14 protein-coding genes and 2 pseudogenes are annotated in these 16,816 nt (G+C 61.0%); 3 read left to right on the top strand and 13 right to left on the bottom strand.

What is annotated here, in order from left to right:
* Positions 1-230: 230 nt before the first annotated feature.
* From JWU58_RS09950 to JWU58_RS09920, 7 genes are all read right to left on the bottom strand, one after another.
* Positions 231-1,346 (bottom strand): hypothetical protein, encoded by a 1,116-nt coding sequence (locus JWU58_RS09950; protein ID WP_123442062.1) that lies wholly within the window; start codon positions 1,344-1,346, stop codon positions 231-233.
* Positions 1,336-4,920 (bottom strand): toxin VasX, encoded by a 3,585-nt coding sequence (locus JWU58_RS09945; protein WP_123442061.1) that lies wholly within the window; start codon positions 4,918-4,920, stop codon positions 1,336-1,338. The genes JWU58_RS09950 and JWU58_RS09945 overlap by 11 nt, the downstream gene beginning before the upstream one ends.
* The gene (locus tag JWU58_RS09940) at positions 4,917-5,783 is read right to left on the bottom strand and encodes a DUF4123 domain-containing protein (protein ID WP_123442060.1); all 867 of its coding nucleotides are present in this window, start codon (positions 5,781-5,783) and stop codon (positions 4,917-4,919) included. The genes JWU58_RS09945 and JWU58_RS09940 overlap by 4 nt, the downstream gene beginning before the upstream one ends.
* Positions 5,780-7,783: a type VI secretion system tip protein TssI/VgrG gene (tssI, locus tag JWU58_RS09935; RefSeq protein ID WP_123442059.1), complete on the bottom strand. Its 2,004-nt coding sequence runs from the start codon at positions 7,781-7,783 to the stop codon at positions 5,780-5,782. Before tssI ends, JWU58_RS09940 begins: the two co-directional genes overlap by 4 nt.
* Positions 7,784-7,955: 172 nt before the next feature.
* On the bottom strand, positions 7,956-8,912 hold the full coding sequence (locus JWU58_RS09930) for a quinone oxidoreductase family protein (protein ID WP_123442058.1): 957 nt from the start codon (positions 8,910-8,912) through the stop codon (positions 7,956-7,958).
* Between the two features lie 31 nt (positions 8,913-8,943).
* A complete protein-coding gene (locus tag JWU58_RS09925) occupies positions 8,944-9,117 on the bottom strand; it encodes a DUF1427 family protein (protein ID WP_123442057.1) in 174 nt (57 codons plus the stop codon).
* Positions 9,118-9,327: 210 nt separating this feature from the next.
* Positions 9,328-10,095, bottom strand: a complete 768-nt coding sequence (locus JWU58_RS09920; protein WP_024013509.1) for an AraC family transcriptional regulator — start codon at positions 10,093-10,095, stop codon at positions 9,328-9,330.
* Between the two features lie 147 nt (positions 10,096-10,242).
* On the opposite strand from JWU58_RS09920, the gene JWU58_RS09915 reads away from it, so the two are divergent.
* Together JWU58_RS09915 and JWU58_RS09910 are read left to right on the top strand one after the other, a co-directional pair.
* Positions 10,243-10,470, top strand: a complete 228-nt coding sequence (locus JWU58_RS09915) for a DUF6555 family protein (RefSeq protein WP_016775403.1) — start codon at positions 10,243-10,245, stop codon at positions 10,468-10,470.
* Between the two features lie 49 nt (positions 10,471-10,519).
* Positions 10,520-10,792 (top strand): hypothetical protein, encoded by a 273-nt coding sequence (locus JWU58_RS09910; RefSeq protein WP_123442056.1) that lies wholly within the window; start codon positions 10,520-10,522, stop codon positions 10,790-10,792.
* A gap of 22 nt (positions 10,793-10,814) precedes the next feature.
* Here the strand turns inward: JWU58_RS09910 and JWU58_RS09905 are convergent, their stop codons facing one another.
* The 3 genes from JWU58_RS09905 to JWU58_RS09895 all read right to left on the bottom strand — a co-directional run bounded on the left by JWU58_RS09905 (position 10,815) and on the right by JWU58_RS09895 (position 12,196).
* Complete coding sequence (locus JWU58_RS09905; RefSeq protein WP_016775405.1) at positions 10,815-10,982, bottom strand: metallothionein; 168 nt, start codon at positions 10,980-10,982, stop codon at positions 10,815-10,817.
* 272 nt (positions 10,983-11,254) lie between these two features.
* Positions 11,255-11,707: a DMT family transporter gene (locus JWU58_RS09900; RefSeq protein WP_016775406.1), complete on the bottom strand. Its 453-nt coding sequence runs from the start codon at positions 11,705-11,707 to the stop codon at positions 11,255-11,257.
* A 3-nt stretch (positions 11,708-11,710) separates the two neighbouring features.
* Positions 11,711-12,196 (bottom strand): DMT family transporter, encoded by a 486-nt coding sequence (locus tag JWU58_RS09895; protein WP_123442055.1) that lies wholly within the window; start codon positions 12,194-12,196, stop codon positions 11,711-11,713.
* 113 nt (positions 12,197-12,309) lie between these two features.
* On the opposite strand from JWU58_RS09895, the gene JWU58_RS09890 reads away from it, so the two are divergent.
* The gene (locus tag JWU58_RS09890) at positions 12,310-13,245 is read left to right on the top strand and encodes a LysR family transcriptional regulator (protein ID WP_123442054.1); all 936 of its coding nucleotides are present in this window, start codon (positions 12,310-12,312) and stop codon (positions 13,243-13,245) included.
* Between the two features lie 134 nt (positions 13,246-13,379).
* On the opposite strand, the pseudogene JWU58_RS27555 reads toward JWU58_RS09890, so the two are convergent.
* From JWU58_RS27555 to JWU58_RS09880, 3 genes and pseudogenes are all read right to left on the bottom strand, one after another.
* Positions 13,380-13,973: pseudogene (locus JWU58_RS27555) on the bottom strand (methyl-accepting chemotaxis protein); the annotation flags it as partial.
* 312 nt (positions 13,974-14,285) lie between these two features.
* Positions 14,286-15,062: pseudogene (locus JWU58_RS27550) on the bottom strand (cache domain-containing protein); the annotation flags it as partial.
* 193 nt (positions 15,063-15,255) lie between these two features.
* On the bottom strand, positions 15,256-16,572 hold the full coding sequence (locus tag JWU58_RS09880; protein ID WP_206421852.1) for a Na+/H+ antiporter family protein: 1,317 nt from the start codon (positions 16,570-16,572) through the stop codon (positions 15,256-15,258).
* Positions 16,573-16,816 lie beyond the last annotated feature (244 nt).

Here is a 16,816-nt window from a genome sequence, read left to right as displayed (position 1 = left end):
GTCAGCCCATTCGAGGTATTGAGTTTCTACCAGCAGAACCATCGGGTTTTCCTTGACCGGCCCGGTAGCAACAACTGAGAAATGGCCGCCACCCCGAGGGTCTACCACCTCGGCCAAGATCAACCGAAACATCTGCGTACAATGCGATCCCCTGTGGGAGCGAGCCTGCTCGCGAAGGCGCTCAAACAGGCAAAAAACCTCCCACCCTCTGGCCACAAAACTGCTCAACATCAGCACTCAGCCCGCCTGCAAACCTCAGCGAAAATTTGCGTAATCGGCCGATGCGGCTGGCGCTTGTGCATCCGCCGCACTTGTTCACTCAGTCGCAACAACTCTTCACTGGGCTTGGCCCATTGCTCTTCGGGCAGCGGCTCGGACCATGCACGCATGACTTCCGGCAGCGCCTGTTTGCCGATCCTTTCCAGACGGCGCACTTCCCATTCGACCAGGCGATTGGGAAGCGTCCATAAGGTCATGACGTGATACAGGTACCAAAAGAACCCCGACAGCCGCGAGCGGCGGCCTTCACGGATCTGCTGATGCATTCGCGCGCGAGCGTTACGGAAAGTATGCAGCCCTTCGTGGGGCGGGTCGTCCGGGCCTTGCAGATCCTGCAAGTCCTGAATCGACTTGAGGTCGTTGACTTCGTACTCCATGTAACCGCGAATCGCCTCCCAATGGCTGATCGCGAGCTCCAGGCCGGCGCATTGGAATTCCTGGCTTATGAGGGTTTCACCTTGGTAGAAACCGATGCCCATGCCGTATTGGCGGTGGATGCCGAACTGGGTGGCGCCTTTGGCTTCGATGATCCAGGCAGACAGCGATTCCCATGGGACGAAGACTGGCTCGATGGCGCCTTCGGGCATGAAGCAGACTTCGCGGCGTTGGCGGTTGAAGCGGGTTGGGATGAGGGAGAGGCGCTTTTTGTGGACGTGGTGCCAGACGCCGAGGCCGATGAACAGGGTCAAGGGGCCGCAAATTAACTCATTTTCCAATGCCACTTCGAATACACCTACCATTGATTCCCAAATTGCCTCGTTCCCATAGCCAAAAAGAATTCCTAGCAAGCCCGTGAACAAAGGAAATAAAACGAGCACCATAAAAGTGCCTGCGGTCGTTCCGCCGAAAATTAGCTGCCATGGGAATACCTCCAGTGAGCCGAGACCAAAATCCATGTATCCGTCATTGAACGCTCCGATATGAGGTCCGTAAGGCGGCATTGATGTAGGTAATGGCAACGGTGCGAGATAGGTAATCTTCCCGCTAGGAAACGGCTCAATATCGCCCGCTTTTTTAACCCCCTCATATTCCGAACTGGAAAGAGGATTACTGCGATTATTCAGCATGGTCAGCCCATTCGAGGTATTGAGTTTCTACCAGCAAAACCGGAGGATTGTCTTTAACCGAGCCAGGAGTTACTACAGCAAAATGACCGCTATCCAGAGGGTCAATATGAATCACGCGCGTTCTTGACTCCGCCCCACCTTTGCCATTGACGGTCTGGATACATATGGCAAGTTCGAGCGTTTCCTTTGCAGGCGTATAGTCAGAATCGTGACGGATGGGGTACTGAAGACAAAGCACCAAACCATCTGTCGATGACTTCACGATTCGCAGACTGCTCAATATCTCCTCACTAATGACTTCCTTGCGTACTTGCGGCACACCGCGACCATGCAGCGGTGCAACAAGTCTATGGCCACCGATTCCCAAGCGTTGACTCGGTTTACCGTTTAACGGTGGCAGAAGATCATTTAGTGCCAGCCTCGGCAGAACCAAATGGATATCACTGGGTTTGGCGCCAAATAATAAAGTCTTCAGCCAGGTGTCACTGGGATCAGGTCCTGATTGGGCGTAAGGAGCGTGTATCAAAAACGCCAGATAATTTTGATAGTCATCCAGAGAGTGGTCTCCGCGCATCTCGTCATCACGGCTCCAAGGCGTAATTTTCAGCCACTTCTCATGGGCAGAAAGGTTGTAACGATTGAACAGCCAAGTACCGACGAACTCCAGCACGGTGAACAACGCACCGGCCAAATTGAAGCGAAAGAACACTAAAGAAAGACGTGTACCAGCTGCAGCCCAAGCGGCCGTGCGTGCCGAGCTATTAGGTGCAGTGAACACTTTGAAAGAAGCGTAGACAGTGTTACTCGCTCCATATCCGTTAGCTGCAACCATACCTGCAGCGCCCAACGTTGCCAGCGCAGCCGCCCTTTGCTCAGATGGAGTGCCACTGCGGATCGCGTCTTGCCATTTTCGATCCTGGTTTCCGAGGCTGGTAATAGAAGTTCTTAAACCAAAAAAATAAGTAAAAAAGCCCAAACCAACATGCAACTTACCCATTTGCACACGAACATGTTGCAACGCTTCAAGCTGCAAACTCCCGACAAGGCTCGCGCTGCGAGACTTCAACGCTGTATCAGCAAGCCCCTGTGCAGCGGTAAAACCCGCCGCGCCTGTCGCGGCAAGGGCCGCGGAAAACTCCGCCCGTTTCTTCCTGTCCCTCGTCTGCTTCATCACCTCTCGATAAGCCCCCACCAAATTCACCACCTGCACCATCACCACCAACAACCCCATCCCCTCCGTCCGCACCAGACTCGCCTTCGAAACCCCCGCCACCCCCGCGCGAATGTTCTCCAGCAACCCACGCAATTCCCCGTGCTGCGCCGGCGGAAACACCACCGTCAATCCCGCTTTCGCCGGGGTGGCGCCGTACAGCCGCGCCGAGCGATCCGGCAGTTCATCAATCGGGCTCAACGCCGCCGCCAGCCTTCCTTCGAACAAGGCCAGTTGCGTGCGCACGCGGACGATTTCCTGCTGCAATTCCATCGCCCGGGCGGTTTTGTGGCCCTGGCGGTTTTTGTTGTGGGTGAGCTGGTTGCGTTCGCGGTTGAGGGTTTTCAGGTAGTCGCGTTCGCGCAGCACTTCCTTGATCGTGGCTTGCAGCGCCGCTTGTTCCGCCGGGGTGGACACGGTGAAGGTCACGCCGCTGGTTCGCGCGGCGTCGAAGACGCGCAGGCGCAGGGCTTTGGGCAAGCGCTGGAACAGTTCGTCGAGGTCGGGGATTTTCTCACCGGCAAGATCAAAACCTTCCAGCGCCCGGCTCAGGCCGAGGTTCAGCGCCGGGCTGTAGGTGTCCTGCACGGCATCGGCGAGGACGCGGCTGTGTGCGGGCAGATCGTCGAGGGCCGGCAGCTGCGGCTGCTCGATGCTCTGCAATTTGGTCAGCCAGTCCGGCAGGTTGTTGAACATCGCCATGCCGGCGTTGAACAGCGTTGAATATTGCCCGGCCTGTTCGGTCTGCAAGCGCAGCGGCAAGGTGTAAAACAGCGGGCGGGTCAGTTGCGGGTGTTGCTCGAGGTATCCGAGCATTTGTTCGTTGGCCGCGTCGCTGCGGCCGATGTCCTTGAGGCAGGCGTATTCGCTGGCGAGCGCCTGATCGATCTGCACTTGGCCGTCGAAATACCACGCCGAGCGATGGAAACGCCCGGCGCACAGCAGTTGCGCGCGGTCGGCGGTTATGCGTTCGAGCAGGCGATTCCAGCGTCCCAGGTTGTCGCGATGACTGTTCAGCACCTCGTCCATCGCCGGACGGTCGATCAGGTCGTTGATGCCGCGTTTGCCGCTGAGCAGCGGGCCGTCGAGCACGTCTTTCATGCGCCGGCTCTGGTCCTTGCCGAGCTCGACCAGTGTGCTCAGATGACGCTCGACGAATTCGGCGGGGGCTACTTCGAGAAAATATTCGCGGGTATAAAAGCGTCGATCCGCCTCGGCGGTGACGCGAGCGTGCGCGGTGAAATCCGGGGTGACGCCGTCGAAACGGTTCAGCGCCAATGACTCATCCAGTGCCTTTTCGCGCTGTTGTTGCAGTTCAGGTCGAGCCTGAGTATCGGTCGGGACAACCTCACCACCTTTGTTCAAATACTCAAGCAATGCGTGCCGGGTATTTTCCCGATCCGGTTCGGGCAATTGCTCCAGTTCAGCGAACAATGCCTGGGCGCGCGGATCGTCACTGGCCTTGGCCAAAGTGTCGAAATCCTGAGCGCCCAACTGGCTCAGCGACTCGATGTAACTGGCCAGCAGATAGTCGCGCTCGTTGTTGTCGGTGTTGCTCCACTGCTCGATCCAGCCGACCACCAGGTCCTGATAATCAGCCAGATCGCGCATCACCCCGAGGTCGTCGTTGACCAGCAGAAACAGCGTGTCGTCCTGATATGGTCCGCGCACCCGCCCGAGAAATTCGCCGATATGCGCCTCGCGAAAACGTCGCGGGTTTTCCCACAGATAGGGCTCACGCTCGTGCTCCGGCGCGTCGCTGACCTGCACCGCCGGCATCCGCGTGGCGTCCGCCTCGGCCAGCGGTTTCGCTGTGCAGGCCACTTCCGCCAGCCACTGTTTGGCCTGGGCCACGGTGAGCAGATGCTCGCCGCCGATCAGACAATGCACCGGGCCGAGATCGACCGCCTGCATGAAGTGCTCGCGCTCCTCCGCGCTGTCCAGCACCTGTCGGCACTTCGCCGCGCTCAACTGCACGTCGGCGAAGGTCACGTAGAGGGTGCTTTTACGCGAGAAGATCAAAGCCGGACGTTCTTCGATGGCGCTGCGCTGCTCCTCGCTGACGCTTTTGCCGCGATGCAGCAATGCGCTGATCACGCCGTCGAGCACGCGATATTCGTACAGCTCAGCGCTGAGACTGTCGACGATGTACAGCCAGCCATCGCGCAAACGGCGGATGCCCATGGGACGCGTGGTCAGGATGTAAGGCAGCGTGATTTCGGTGCTGGGGTCGAAGGGTTTTTCCACCAGGCCGTACGCAAGGGGCAGCAGTTGCACGTGGGTGTTGCGCAAGGGGCAGGCGGCGGGACCGATGATCGGGGCTTTGGACGCGGCGGCTGCCGCAAGGTCGGCGGGATGGTTCATGGTCGGACTCTTTCAGACGCCCATTGGCGGGCCATTGAAACGGCCAGCGTCAAGCGCTCACCGATCGGTTGCAGGGAGGGCTCGTGTAGCAAGTGCTGGATCTGCGGATGCTCATCCGGATCAGCGCCGTTGAGAGAGGCGACAAGGTTGGCGAAGTAAAGCCATTCCGATTGGCTGCTCAGGTCGAGCGCGCTGGCTTTTGCCTCGATTTGTTCCAGAAGCATCCAACGTTCAGCGATGGTTTCCCCGGTATGAAACCGGGGAAAATATTCAAGCAAATACGCATCGACTTGTAGCAACACCCGCCGCCGATCCACCCGATCCAGCGCGGCATCCTGCTCGAGACTCAACTGATACGGCACCACCAGCGCCCCACCCTGCCCGTGCCGAGGTCGCTGACAGTGCCAGACTCCCCGCGCGCCATCCGCCGTGACCACACACCCCAGCGGCCCGAACAGACTCGCATCGCCGCTGGCAAACAGCGCCTGCGCCACGGCGGCATCCGCCAGCCGCAACAACACCGGCGAGCCGACCGGCAACTCGACGATCAGCAACTGACGCAAGTGCGCGACGATTTCATGCGCCGGCGCGGTGCTGAACAACAGCACGCCCCATTCCTGTTGGGCGTGCTGGCGATAAAACCGCGCCACCGGATCGTCAGCGTCAGCGAGCGCCACCAGCAGCGGCGATACCTCACGCAGGGCCGAAAATGGTGGCTGGTCGTACAGCGCGAAAGCGTTGGCGGCGGGATCGAGCCTTCGCAGTTGCGCCGGTAAATCCGTGATCGTCGCGCCGTCGAGCAGCACAAACGCCTGCTGCTCAGCCCACGGCAAACCTTCAGGCCAATCCGTCAAAAGGCTCATGCCTGGGCTGCCTCGCAGATCAGGCAACGCGAGGTCCGCGTGGTCAGCAGCGCATGCCGTTGCTGCACGGCATCGAACGTCGCCTTGAGCAACGGCGCGGCCCCCGGCAGCAAGGGTTCCGCTGGCAGACACACCGTCGGCGCCCCGCCCTGCACCACCGGCACACTGCTGAAAATGCCGGCGGCGCCGACCGTCAGCCAATGCCCGCCAGCAGCCAGGGTGATCTGCAGGCCGCTGTTGAAAACCACCTGCTCGCCCGCGCCGAAATGCAGCTGCTGCGCCGCACTGACACGCTGGCTGGCGACCCGCACATGCTGCTCGCCCTGCACCCACAGATGATCGTCCTGCTTGAGTTCAGTCAGGCGATTGCCATGGGTCAGATGATGTTCCTCGTCGCGCAACTCAAGGCTGGAAACGCCGCCAATCACTTGGCTGTGCAGGTTGTCGATCTGCACACGCAAGTCGTTGAGCACGTGCTGCACCAAGTCGCGCTGCGCCCTGATGGAGATTTCTTCCGCGCCTTGCCGGTCCTCGATGCGCAGTTCGTTGTAACCACCGCCACCGGGACTGCTCTGGCTGCGCCAGATACTGCGCGTCTGTTGCGCCGGCAGGTCCAGTGGCACCGGGGTTTCGGCGTTGGGCAGGCAGGCGAGCACATGCGGTTTGTCCGGATCGCCATCGGTGAAGCCCACCAGCACTTCCATACCGACGCGAGGAATCTGCACGCTGCCGTAGCGGTCATGTGCCCAGGCAGTGGCCACGCGCAGCCAGCAACTTGACTGTTCATCACGCTGGCCGTCGCGATCCCAGAGCATTTGCACTTTCACCCGGCCGTAGGCATCGCTGTAGATTTCTTCGCCGGGCGGGCCGGTCACCACCGCCAGCTGACTGCCGCTGACGCGCGGTTTGACATGCCTGAGCTGCGGGCGAAACACCACGTCCCACGGTGTCGCGACGAAATGGTTGCGATAGCCCTGACTGAAACCATCTGCGTCAGCCTGCTCGGTGAACGCTTCCTCGAGCACTTGCGGCTGTTTGCCGATGTGCTCGACCTCGGTCAGCAACCATAAATCGTTGCAGTCGGCGCGCGAGTAATCCGCCATGGTCATGAAACTGCCGCCGCGCATCAGCGCCTGATTGCTGCGCCCGTTAGCCAGACGATAGTCGGCACCATGGCGCTCCAGCGCACGCTGGCTGAGGTGCTTGCCGCGCTCGCGATGGGTGAACTGCCCGGGAAACTCATAATCTTCCAGCAGCGGAACTTGCGCTGCACTGACCTTGGCGTCCAACTGCACTGCGGGCTTTTCGAAGTGATAGTCGCGGCGCTCGACGAGGTTGGAGCGTGGCTCCAGGCGCACAGTGAACTGGTCGATAACCGGCGCATTGGCAACCAGGCCGTTGCCCTGCACATAGCGCGTCGTCACGTCGTGTTTGAGGAACGCCGTTTGATCGTCGCCGAACACCAACAGGTGCGCCTCACGGCGGTGGCGGAAGTGAAAGTGCAGGCCCTCCTCTTCGCACAGCCTCTGGATGAAGTGCAGATCGGATTCCTGGTATTGCACGCAATACACCCGCGCCGGGTACTCGGCGCTGAGCTGAAAATGCCAGGCATCGGCCTGCATACCGTGATCGCTCAACACATTGGCGATGATCTGCGGCACGCTCAGGTTCTGGAAAATCCGCTGATTGCGCCGATGCGCGAGGTAGGCAAGATGTGGCGCCAGGGTGATCTGGTAACGGCTCAGCCGAACACCGCAATCACCTTGGCCGACCCGATAGACCAGCCCGTGCATGCCGCTACCGTCGGCACCGAAACAGAGAAAGGCCGGCCGATGCAGCAAGCCTTCCAGATCCAGATCGGGGCGCTCGCTGACCAGCTCGAGATCCAGTTCGTAGGTCTGGTTGAGCACTTCCCGGGTGCGAAAACCGAACACTTGAAGATCGTGGGAAACGCCTTCTATCTCGAGAGTGAAAACAACGGGCCTGCCAGCGATGCGCATCCACCTGTCCCTGTGTCTGAGTGAAAGACGGGACTGTGCTACGGTGCACTGCAATGGGTGAAGTCAGACCTTTCCCTGTTTTGCCGGTCTGCGAGCGAAAAGGACGTGGCCCACAGAGAAACGGCCGGGATCCTACGGAAATGATCCCGGATCCTATGCCTTTCCCCTGTGGTCAGGGCAGCAAGATGATCTTGTCGCCCCCCCCCTGATTGACCTCTGCATAGCGCGCCGGCCCTTCAGCCAGTGGCACCTCCACCAGGCCCTGCGGCAGTGGCAAGCGATCCTCATCGAAGAAGCGCCCGAACTGCTCGAGCATCGCCGCGCACGCCTCAACGCCGTACAACAACGAGTTGATCCCGACCACCGAGCCGCCCTTGCGATACAGCGCCAGCGCCGGCAATTGCACGTGGCCGTCGACCGGCGCGGCGATGATGGCGATGCGGCCGAAGGTGGCCAGTGCCGCCACCGAGGCCGGTAGCCAGAAACCGGTGGTGTCGAAGATCACATCGGCGCCGCCGCGATACACCGCGTTGACCTGGGCACCGAGGTCTTCTGGCTTATCCAGTTGAATCGTCTGATAGCCCTGCTGCTGCAGATCGGCGACCTGCTCGGGCCGGCGCGCCGCCGCCAGCAATTGCGCGCCGCGCACTTTTGCCAGGGCCAAAGCCGCCGTGGCCACCGCCCCGCCGCCAATCACCAGCAAACGCGTATCGGCGCTGACCAGGCTGCGTTCCAGCGCATCCCACGCCGTGGTGTACGGCACGCCAAGGCTGGCCGCCTGAGCGAAACTCAAATGCACCGGTTTGTGCGCCACGCCGCTGGCCGGCAGTTTGACGAATTGCGCATGGGCGCCGTCGGCGAAGAAGCCCAGCTCGCGCCCGGTACCCCAGACTTCCTGACCGATCAGTGCTTGCGGCCCCTCGACCACCACCCCGGCAAAATCCCGCCCCGGAACCCGTGGCAGCGTGGTGTAAGGAAAACGCCCGAGGACGTTTTTCACATCGCTGGGATTGAGGCCGGCAGCCTTGATCTGCACCAGCACTTCATCGGCGCCGGGCACCGGGGTCGGAACGTCGACGAAACGCAGGGAAGACAGGTCGCCGGTCTGATCGAATTGCAACGCTTTCATGGGCACATCCACCGAAAGGAAAAAGGGAAATTCAGGACAACCAGCCAGCGACCAGTTGCCGGCCCAGCGGCCACAACTGCTCACCGGCCAACATGCCGAGCAGACCGATTAGCGCGATCGCCGGTGGTGCGGGAGAACGGAAATCGAGCGCGCCATAGAGCAGGCCGACGCCCAGGCCGATGGCCAGAGAAATGAGGTAGTTCATGGGGGAACTCCGCCGCGATAAGTGATGGGCAGAGTCTAGGGAAACGGGCGGAGCGGTATCGGCCAAGGACTTCTGAATTTCGGACAAACCTTCTGCAGCCGCCATAGAACCGTGTGGGAGCGAGCCTGCTCGCGAATGCGGTCTTCCAGTCAAAACTTCATTGCCTGGTGCAAAGCTTTCGCGAGCAGGCTCGCTCCCACATAGATCTGTTCAAGTTGCCGAGAATTGCGAAGGCGCCACCCCCAGCTCTCGGCGAAACATGTCGCTGAAGCTGCTCGGTGAATAACCCAGTTCGCGAGCAATGACGCTCACCGCCACGCCCTGAATCAACGCTGCCACCGCCGTCGCCAACTGCACCTGGCGCCGCCATTCGGCGAAGCCCATGCCGAGGCTGTCCTTGAACAACCGCGCCAGGGTACGCACGCTGGCCCCGGCGTTCTGCGCATGCTGCTCGAACGGGATCTCCAGCGACGGCGCGGCCATCACGGCCTGACACAGATTCATCAGACGCCGGTCGGACTCATCCGGCAGCGGAATCTTCAGTTGCGAACGCCTGGCCCGGCGCAGTTCCAGCAACGCCAGCCCGACCAGTGCCTCGTAATACTCGGCCTCGCCGGCATCGCCCTGCGCCACCAGCCCGACGATCAACTCGCGCAGCAACCCGCCGACTTCGATCACCTGAACCGTCGCATCCAGCGTCGCCGCCAGCGCCGGGCGCAGGTAGATATTGCGCATCTGCAAATCCGACACCACACGAATCCCGTGCGGCACTCCCGGCGGCAACCACACCGCCCGCTGCGGCGGCACCACCAGCGCTTCGTGCGGGGTTTCGACCCACATCACCCCGCTCATCGCATACAGCAACTGCCCCCAGACATGCTCGTGCGGCTCGATGAACAAACCACGCGGATAGGTTCGCGCCAGCGGTTGCACGGGCACATCGGTGTCGGTCAGATCAGGGGGCGCGGCGAGGGCCATGGCGAGCGTTCACAGGGGGGTTGGCGAAGCCGCCATGGTAACCAGCCTGCCCCGCCCTCGCCAACGATAGCTACCGTCGGACAATCCGAATGAATTTTCCCGGCACAGCGCGATCCGTTTAATACCACAGGGAGGAATTCGGGCTTTATGAACAACGCAAAACTTTACGTCATCGACTACACACTGCATGGCACCCCCAAGTCGTTCATTATCCGCTCGGACAAAATGGACAATGCCGAAGCCTGGCATTGGGCAAGCTGCGACGCGGGCGTGGGTCGCATCCCGCGCTTCGGTCGCGAGAAAGTGCAAAAGACCAGCAAACCGATGGCAGAAAAATTCGGCCTGGAAAACGTCACCTGGCGCCAGACCAACTGACCCCACCGCCCTCACCGCAGGCTTGGCAATCGACAGGGGGAATCGACCGATGACCGACACTTATCACCCGGCCCGACTGGACTACGGCCTGACCACCTTCTTCGGCCAGATCACCAAAACGGTGAATTGCCAAGTCGCACTGGAAACGGTCGCGGATGACCCTTATCGCTTCACCTTGTGCGTCCAGGCACCGGTACCCGAAGACCTCGACCAAGCGAAGATTGTGGTGGTCAAAGTCGAAGGGCGAACCTTGCAAGGCACGGTGAGGCACTTTGAGCGACAGGAAGACGACAGTCTGAAAATGGAAGTGGAGCCTGATTAGGCTCCACTTTTTTTTGCCGTGCTTATTTCGGATGAGCGCAACCGCAACCCTTCATCGCACACTCTTCACCGTGTTTGTGGTGATGAGCGCAAGCCTCGCAGCAATAGTGTTTGCCGTGCACAGCGTAGGAATGTTCGCCTTCTTTGATCGTGCAGTTGCAGCCCGGGCAGTCGCATTTTTTGTCGGACATGGGACAGACTCCTTGCGTGGTGGTTGTCTGAGGCTTGCGAGCAAGCCATAAGGGACAGTGTAGAAGGTGGTGTTACAGGCTGGCCAACTGTTGAGAGATTGGGCGACCCAGAGATGTCTCTCGCGAGCAGGCTCGCTGCCACAGGGGTTAACCGCACAAAGCAATGAGCGTTAGCTCAAGTAGCTTTTGATCTTGATCTCAGAGCCCGTCGGCAGGCTGAGCGGAGGGCAACACCCGCAGCACCGGATATGTGCACAGTCAAACAAATAAAATCACTGCGCCTGCCGCGAACTCCGATACATAAACACCAAAGCCACCGCCAAACACACCATCGCCAGCATCCGACTCGGAGACAAGCCGATCGCCGGATTTCCCAACCAGCCAAAATTGTCGATCAACATCCCCATCCCCAACTGCCCGACAATCACCGCCACCGTCGCCACAGCCGTCCCGACCACCGGCACCGCGCCAACCATCACCATCATGTACACCACGCCGAACAGCGCCCCGGTCAACTGCCACTTCGGCACCTCAAGCAGACTCACCGCCTGCGCCGGCTCGAAAAACAGAATCAACAACCCGGTCACCACCGCGCCCACCGCAAAGGTCAGCAGACTGCTACGCAGTACCCCCACCGTCTCACCCAGACGCCCATTGATCGCGGCCTGCACACTCAACACCGCACCGGCCAACACCACCACCGCCAACAAAATCACCAGACCCATCACTCACCCCCGCGCAATCAGAACCAAAGCCACCACAATCAAGCCCAACGCCAGCCAGCGCTCGCCGTTGACCTTCTTGCGCGTCGCGCCGAACCAGCCGAAATGGTCGATCAGCACACTCTTGCCGACCTGACCGGACAAAATCGCAATCATCGTCATGGCGATGCCGATATGCGGCGTCGCCAGCGTCAGCACCACCACGTAGATCGGCCCGAGAAACCCGCCGATCAACTGCCAGCGCGGCAGTTCGGTCAACGCCGGACCTTTCTGTGGGCCGGCGAACAGCAGGAGCAAAAACAGAATCGCCGAACCCACACCGAAGATGCTCAACGTCGCCCACAAATGCCCGACCTGCTCACCCAGCGGCCCGAGCAAACCGGCCTCCACCGACAAGCCCATGCCAGCGAGAATCACCAGCGGCAGCAACAGCAGACGCAACACCGATCTTTTCACCGGTGCAGCAACCACCTCTTCATCCAACGTCTGCATACATAACCTTCCACGCTCGAAAACAATGGCGCGGATTATCGGCTGGCGCCGCTGTGCGATAAATGGGAGCATCCGGACAACACTTTTGCGCAATACGCACAGCGAGACATGGCATGCACGGGCTCAACGAACTCGGATTCAAAGCGTTAAGGCTGTTTTTGGCGGTCCTCGACCACGGCAGTTTTTCCGAAGTCGCCCGCCGCGAAGGCGTCGCGCCCTCCTCCATTTCGCGGCAGATCCAGTTGATGGAACAGGCGCTGAACCAGCAATTGCTCTACCGCCACACCCGCGCCGTCACCCCGACCGAAGCCGGGCGCACGCTCGGCCACCATGCGCGGTTGCTGTTGGTGCAACTGGAAGAAGCCGAACAGGCGTTGCAGGAACAGCAAAGCGAACCCACCGGACTGGTGCGCATCAACGCGCCAGTGGTGTTCGGCCAGCGCCATCTGACGCCCTGGCTGGGCGAGCTCTGCGCGCGTTATCCGAAGCTGCAACTGGATATCCAGCAAACCGACCATTACGTCGACCCGCTACAGGAAGGCGCCGACCTGCTGTTTCGCATCGGCGCGCTGCACGATTCGAGCATGCAGGCACGAATTGTGGCGCCGCACCGTTTTCAGGTCGCCGCCAGCCCGGCCTATCTCAAACGCCACGGCACGCCGCAGCATCCCGACCAACTCGCGCAACATCAGTGCCTGGCCTACAAAGGCGCGGCCGGTCAGCAGCGCTGGTTTTTCCGCCGTGATGGCGAGGACTGGACGCCCTACACCGTCAGAGGCCCAATCACCGGCAACCACGCCGACACCCTGACCCAGGCCGCCCAGCAAGGCTTAGGGCTGGTGATGTTTCCGTCGTGGCTGATTGGCGAAGCGGTACGCGAGGGCACACTGGTGCCGGTGCTGGGGGAATATCAGGTGTCGAACAGTCTGGAACCGCAGCAGATCGCCGTGCTGTGGCCGGGGAGCCGACGGCTGTCGGTGAAGGTGAGGACGGTGATTGATTTTTTTGTCGAGTGCTTTGGCGAAGTGCCCTATTGGGACAGACCTTAAGCCCCACACAAATCCAATTGTGGGAGCGAGCCTGCTCGCGAATACGGTCCGTCTGATATCAGAGCAGCGTCTGATACACAGCTTTCGCGAGCAGGCTCGCTCCCACAGGGTTTATGCAGGGCTCCAGAATTGCGTCAGATACGGAACTGCCCGACCAGCTTGCCCAACCGCTGCCCGAGCTCCGCCAGACTGCGCGACGTTTGCGCGCCCAGTTGCGTTTCATCGGCGACGCTGTCCACCGCCACGGCAATCTGATGCACGCTGCGGTTGATCTCTTCGGCCACGGCCGTCTGCTCTTCCGCTGCGCTGGCGATCTGCGCGTTCATCGAGTTGATCGTGGCGATCAACTGCGCCATCGCGTCCAGCGATGCACCGGCCTGATTGGCTTGCTGCGAAGTGCCGTCGCCGGCCTCGCTGGAACGGCGCATCGCTTCGACCGCCTGCTGCGTGCCGGCCTGCAAGCGGTCGATCATGCCCTGGATTTCCTGGGTGCTGATCTGCGTGCGGCTGGCCAGTGCGCGTACTTCGTCGGCGACCACCGCAAAGCCACGACCGGCCTCACCGGCGCGCGCCGCTTCGATCGCGGCGTTGAGCGCCAGCAAGTTGGTCTGCTCGGCAATCGAACGGATCACCCCAAGCACGCCGACAATCGAACTGACGTCCTGCTGCAGGCTGTCCAGCGATACGCCGCTGTTGCGGATATCGTCGACCAGCGCATGAATCTGCTTGATGCTGCCCGCCACCACGCGCTTGGCGCTCTGGCCTTCTTCGTCGGTCTGCTGCGCGGCGACGGCGGCGTTTTGCGCGCTCTTCGCCACTTCCTGGGCGGCGGCGGACATTTCGTTGATCGCCGTGGCGACCTGATCGGTTTCGTGGCGTTGACGCTCCATCGCCTGATCGGAACGCTGCGCCTGTTCCGAGACCTGAGTAACCAGCCCGGTCAGTTGCGTGGTCATCTCGGTGATCTGCCGCACCAGACCGTGGATCTTGTCGACGAAGCGGTTGAACGAGCCGGCCAGTTCGCCGAGTTCGTCCTGGCTGGTGATGTTCAGGCGCCGGGTCAGGTCGCCCTCGCCTGCCGCGATGTCGTCGAGGTTGGCTTTCATCAGGGTCAGCGGGCGCAGAATGGTGTTGGCCAGCAGCATCCCCGCCGCCGCGATCACCAACAGCACCAGCACCGCAACGCCGACAATGCTCAGCACCACGCCTTGCACGCGCTCCTGCACTTGCGCCTCGACCTGCGCCACTTGCGCTTCGATGCCGTCGAGGTTGACCGAAGTACCGACCGCCATGTCCCACTTCGGCAGGTATTCGGTGTAGCCGAGCTTCGGCACCAGCACCTTGGCGTTACCCGGCAGCGGCGAGCTGTATTGCAGATAGTGGGTGCCGTCCTTGGCCACCTTGACCAGGCCGAGGTTGACGTAGACGCCGTTCGGATCGCGGTTGTCCTTGAAGCTTTTGCCCACGCCGTCGGGGTCGTTGGCCTTGAACAGACGCACGGTCTCGGAGTCGTAGCCGAAGAAGTAGCCATCCTTGCCGTAGCGGATGCCCGAGAGCAATTTGATCGCCTGCGCCCGCGCCGCGTCATCGCCCGGTGCGGCGGCGTCGTACAGCGGTTTGATCGTGGTCATGGCCACGGCGACGTAACTTTGCAGGGTGGCCTTGGCGTCGCTGAGCAGCCGCTCGCGGGTCTGTTCGACCTCCTTGCGCGCCTGTTCCTGGAGGATGAACAGCGTGGTCACGCTGATGACCAGCGCAAAGAGCAGCACCGGCAGAACGGCAAGGGACAGGACTTTAGCCTTGAGACTCAGGCGCATCGGGGGACTCACTCTTTTGATTTTGTTGGCGTGGTTAAAGGCTTTAACGGCACGCCGGAGCAAAAGTTGAGTCCGCAGGCACTGCGTGTCCCTGTGGGAGCGGGCTTGCCCGCGATGGCGGTGTGTCTGAAAGACAAATAACGAATGTGCCGACGCCATCGCTGGCAAGCCAGCTCCCACAGGGTTCAGTGGTTTAGAGAACCATCGCCGCGATCCAGCCAAACACCAGCAGCGGCAGGTTGTAGTGCAGGAAGGTCGGTACGACGGTGTCCCAGATGTGGTGATGCTGGCCGTCGATGTTCAGACCCGAGGTCGGGCCGAGGGTCGAGTCCGAGGCCGGTGAACCGGCATCGCCCAGCGCACCGGCAGTGCCGACGATGCAGACAATGGCGATCGGGCTGAAGCCCAGTTGCACGCACAGCGGCACGAAGATCGCTGCGAGAATCGGCACGGTAGAGAACGACGAACCGATGCCCATGGTCACCAGCAAGCCCACCAGCAGCATCAACAAAGCCCCGACACCTTTGCTGTGATTGATCCAGGCCGCCGACGATTCGACCAGCGTCTGCACCTGCCCGGTGGCCTTCATCACCTCGGCAAAACCTGAGGCCGCGATCATGATGAAGCCGATCATCGCCATCATTTTCATGCCTTCGGTGAACAGGTCATCGGTCTCGCGCCACTTGACGATGCCCGACACCGAGAAAATCAGGAACCCGACCAGAGCGCCGATAATCATCGAGTCCAGCAGCAACTGCACCACGAATGCCGAAGCAATGGCCACACCGGCGATCATCAGGCTCAGCGGGTTGTAGTGCACCGCCGTCTGCTCGACCTGTTCGATCTTCGCCAGGTCATACACGCGCTTCTTGCGATAGCTGATGAACGCCATCGCCAGGCCGAAAACCATGCCCAGTGCCGGGATACCCATGGCGTGGGTGACATTGATGCCGCTGATGTCGACGCCGCTGCGGGCGACGTTGGCCAGCAGGATTTCGTTGAGGAAAATGTTGCCGAAGCCCACCGGCAGGAACATGTAAGGGGTGATCAGGCCGAAGGTCATGACACAGGCGATCAAACGGCGATCGAGTTGCAGCTTGGTCAGTACATATAGAAGTGGCGGCACCAGCAGCGGAATGAAGGCGATGTGGATCGGCAGGATGTTCTGCGAGGCAATCGCCACCACCCACAGCAGCCCGATCAGCAGCCATTTGACGTTACCGCCGCCGGTTGCATGCTGCCGATCCACCATGGCCAGGGCCTTGTCGGCCAGCGCATGGGCCAGGCCGGATTTGGCAATCGCCACGGCGAACGCGCCGAGCAAGGCGTAGGACAACGCCACGGTCGCGCCGCCGCCCAGCCCGCTGTTGAACGCCTTGAGTGTTGCGTCGATGCCCAGACCGCCGGTCAGACCACCGACCAGCGCCCCGACGATCAGCGCGATCACCACATGCACGCGCGACAGGCTGAGGATCAGCATGACGCCGACGGCTGCTATGACTGCATTCATTTCACTACCTCAAAAAACACTGCGGGTGAAAACACACCGCCAGACAGGATGAGTCCGCCCGGGGTTGGCCGGCGGAGGTGTACAGAGGGTCTTGTTAGAGGGCGCGCACTGTGCCGCAGAGTGGCGGCGGTGTCAAAGCCCCGTGGCGAGGGGATTGATCGTTCCCACGCTCTGCGTGGGAATGCAGCCCGGGACGCTCCGCGTCCCTTCCATAGCCGAACGCGGAGCGTCCGTTGAGGCATTC

This window comes from Pseudomonas atacamensis, assembly GCF_017167965.1.
GTDB classification, from domain to species: domain Bacteria; phylum Pseudomonadota; class Gammaproteobacteria; order Pseudomonadales; family Pseudomonadaceae; genus Aquipseudomonas; species Aquipseudomonas atacamensis.
Note: the sequence above shows the minus strand (reverse complement) of the source record. Positions and strands in the feature narration are given on the sequence as shown.

Coding starts and splice junctions, on each gene's coding strand:
- JWU58_RS09950 (WP_123442062.1), bottom strand. CDS start 1,346: ATGCTGAATAATCGCAGTAATCCTCTTTCCAGTTCGGAATATGAGGGG.
- JWU58_RS09945 (WP_123442061.1), bottom strand. CDS start 4,920: ATGAACCATCCCGCCGACCTTGCGGCAGCCGCCGCGTCCAAAGCCCCG.
- JWU58_RS09940 (WP_123442060.1), bottom strand. CDS start 5,783: ATGAGCCTTTTGACGGATTGGCCTGAAGGTTTGCCGTGGGCTGAGCAG.
- tssI (WP_123442059.1), bottom strand. CDS start 7,783: ATGCGCATCGCTGGCAGGCCCGTTGTTTTCACTCTCGAGATAGAAGGC.
- JWU58_RS09930 (WP_123442058.1), bottom strand. CDS start 8,912: ATGAAAGCGTTGCAATTCGATCAGACCGGCGACCTGTCTTCCCTGCGT.
- JWU58_RS09925 (WP_123442057.1), bottom strand. CDS start 9,117: ATGAACTACCTCATTTCTCTGGCCATCGGCCTGGGCGTCGGCCTGCTC.
- JWU58_RS09920 (WP_024013509.1), bottom strand. CDS start 10,095: ATGGCCCTCGCCGCGCCCCCTGATCTGACCGACACCGATGTGCCCGTG.
- JWU58_RS09915 (WP_016775403.1), top strand. CDS start 10,243: ATGAACAACGCAAAACTTTACGTCATCGACTACACACTGCATGGCACC.
- JWU58_RS09910 (WP_123442056.1), top strand. CDS start 10,520: ATGACCGACACTTATCACCCGGCCCGACTGGACTACGGCCTGACCACC.
- JWU58_RS09905 (WP_016775405.1), bottom strand. CDS start 10,982: ATGTCCGACAAAAAATGCGACTGCCCGGGCTGCAACTGCACGATCAAA.
- JWU58_RS09900 (WP_016775406.1), bottom strand. CDS start 11,707: ATGGGTCTGGTGATTTTGTTGGCGGTGGTGGTGTTGGCCGGTGCGGTG.
- JWU58_RS09895 (WP_123442055.1), bottom strand. CDS start 12,196: ATGCAGACGTTGGATGAAGAGGTGGTTGCTGCACCGGTGAAAAGATCG.
- JWU58_RS09890 (WP_123442054.1), top strand. CDS start 12,310: ATGCACGGGCTCAACGAACTCGGATTCAAAGCGTTAAGGCTGTTTTTG.
- JWU58_RS09880 (WP_206421852.1), bottom strand. CDS start 16,572: ATGAATGCAGTCATAGCAGCCGTCGGCGTCATGCTGATCCTCAGCCTG.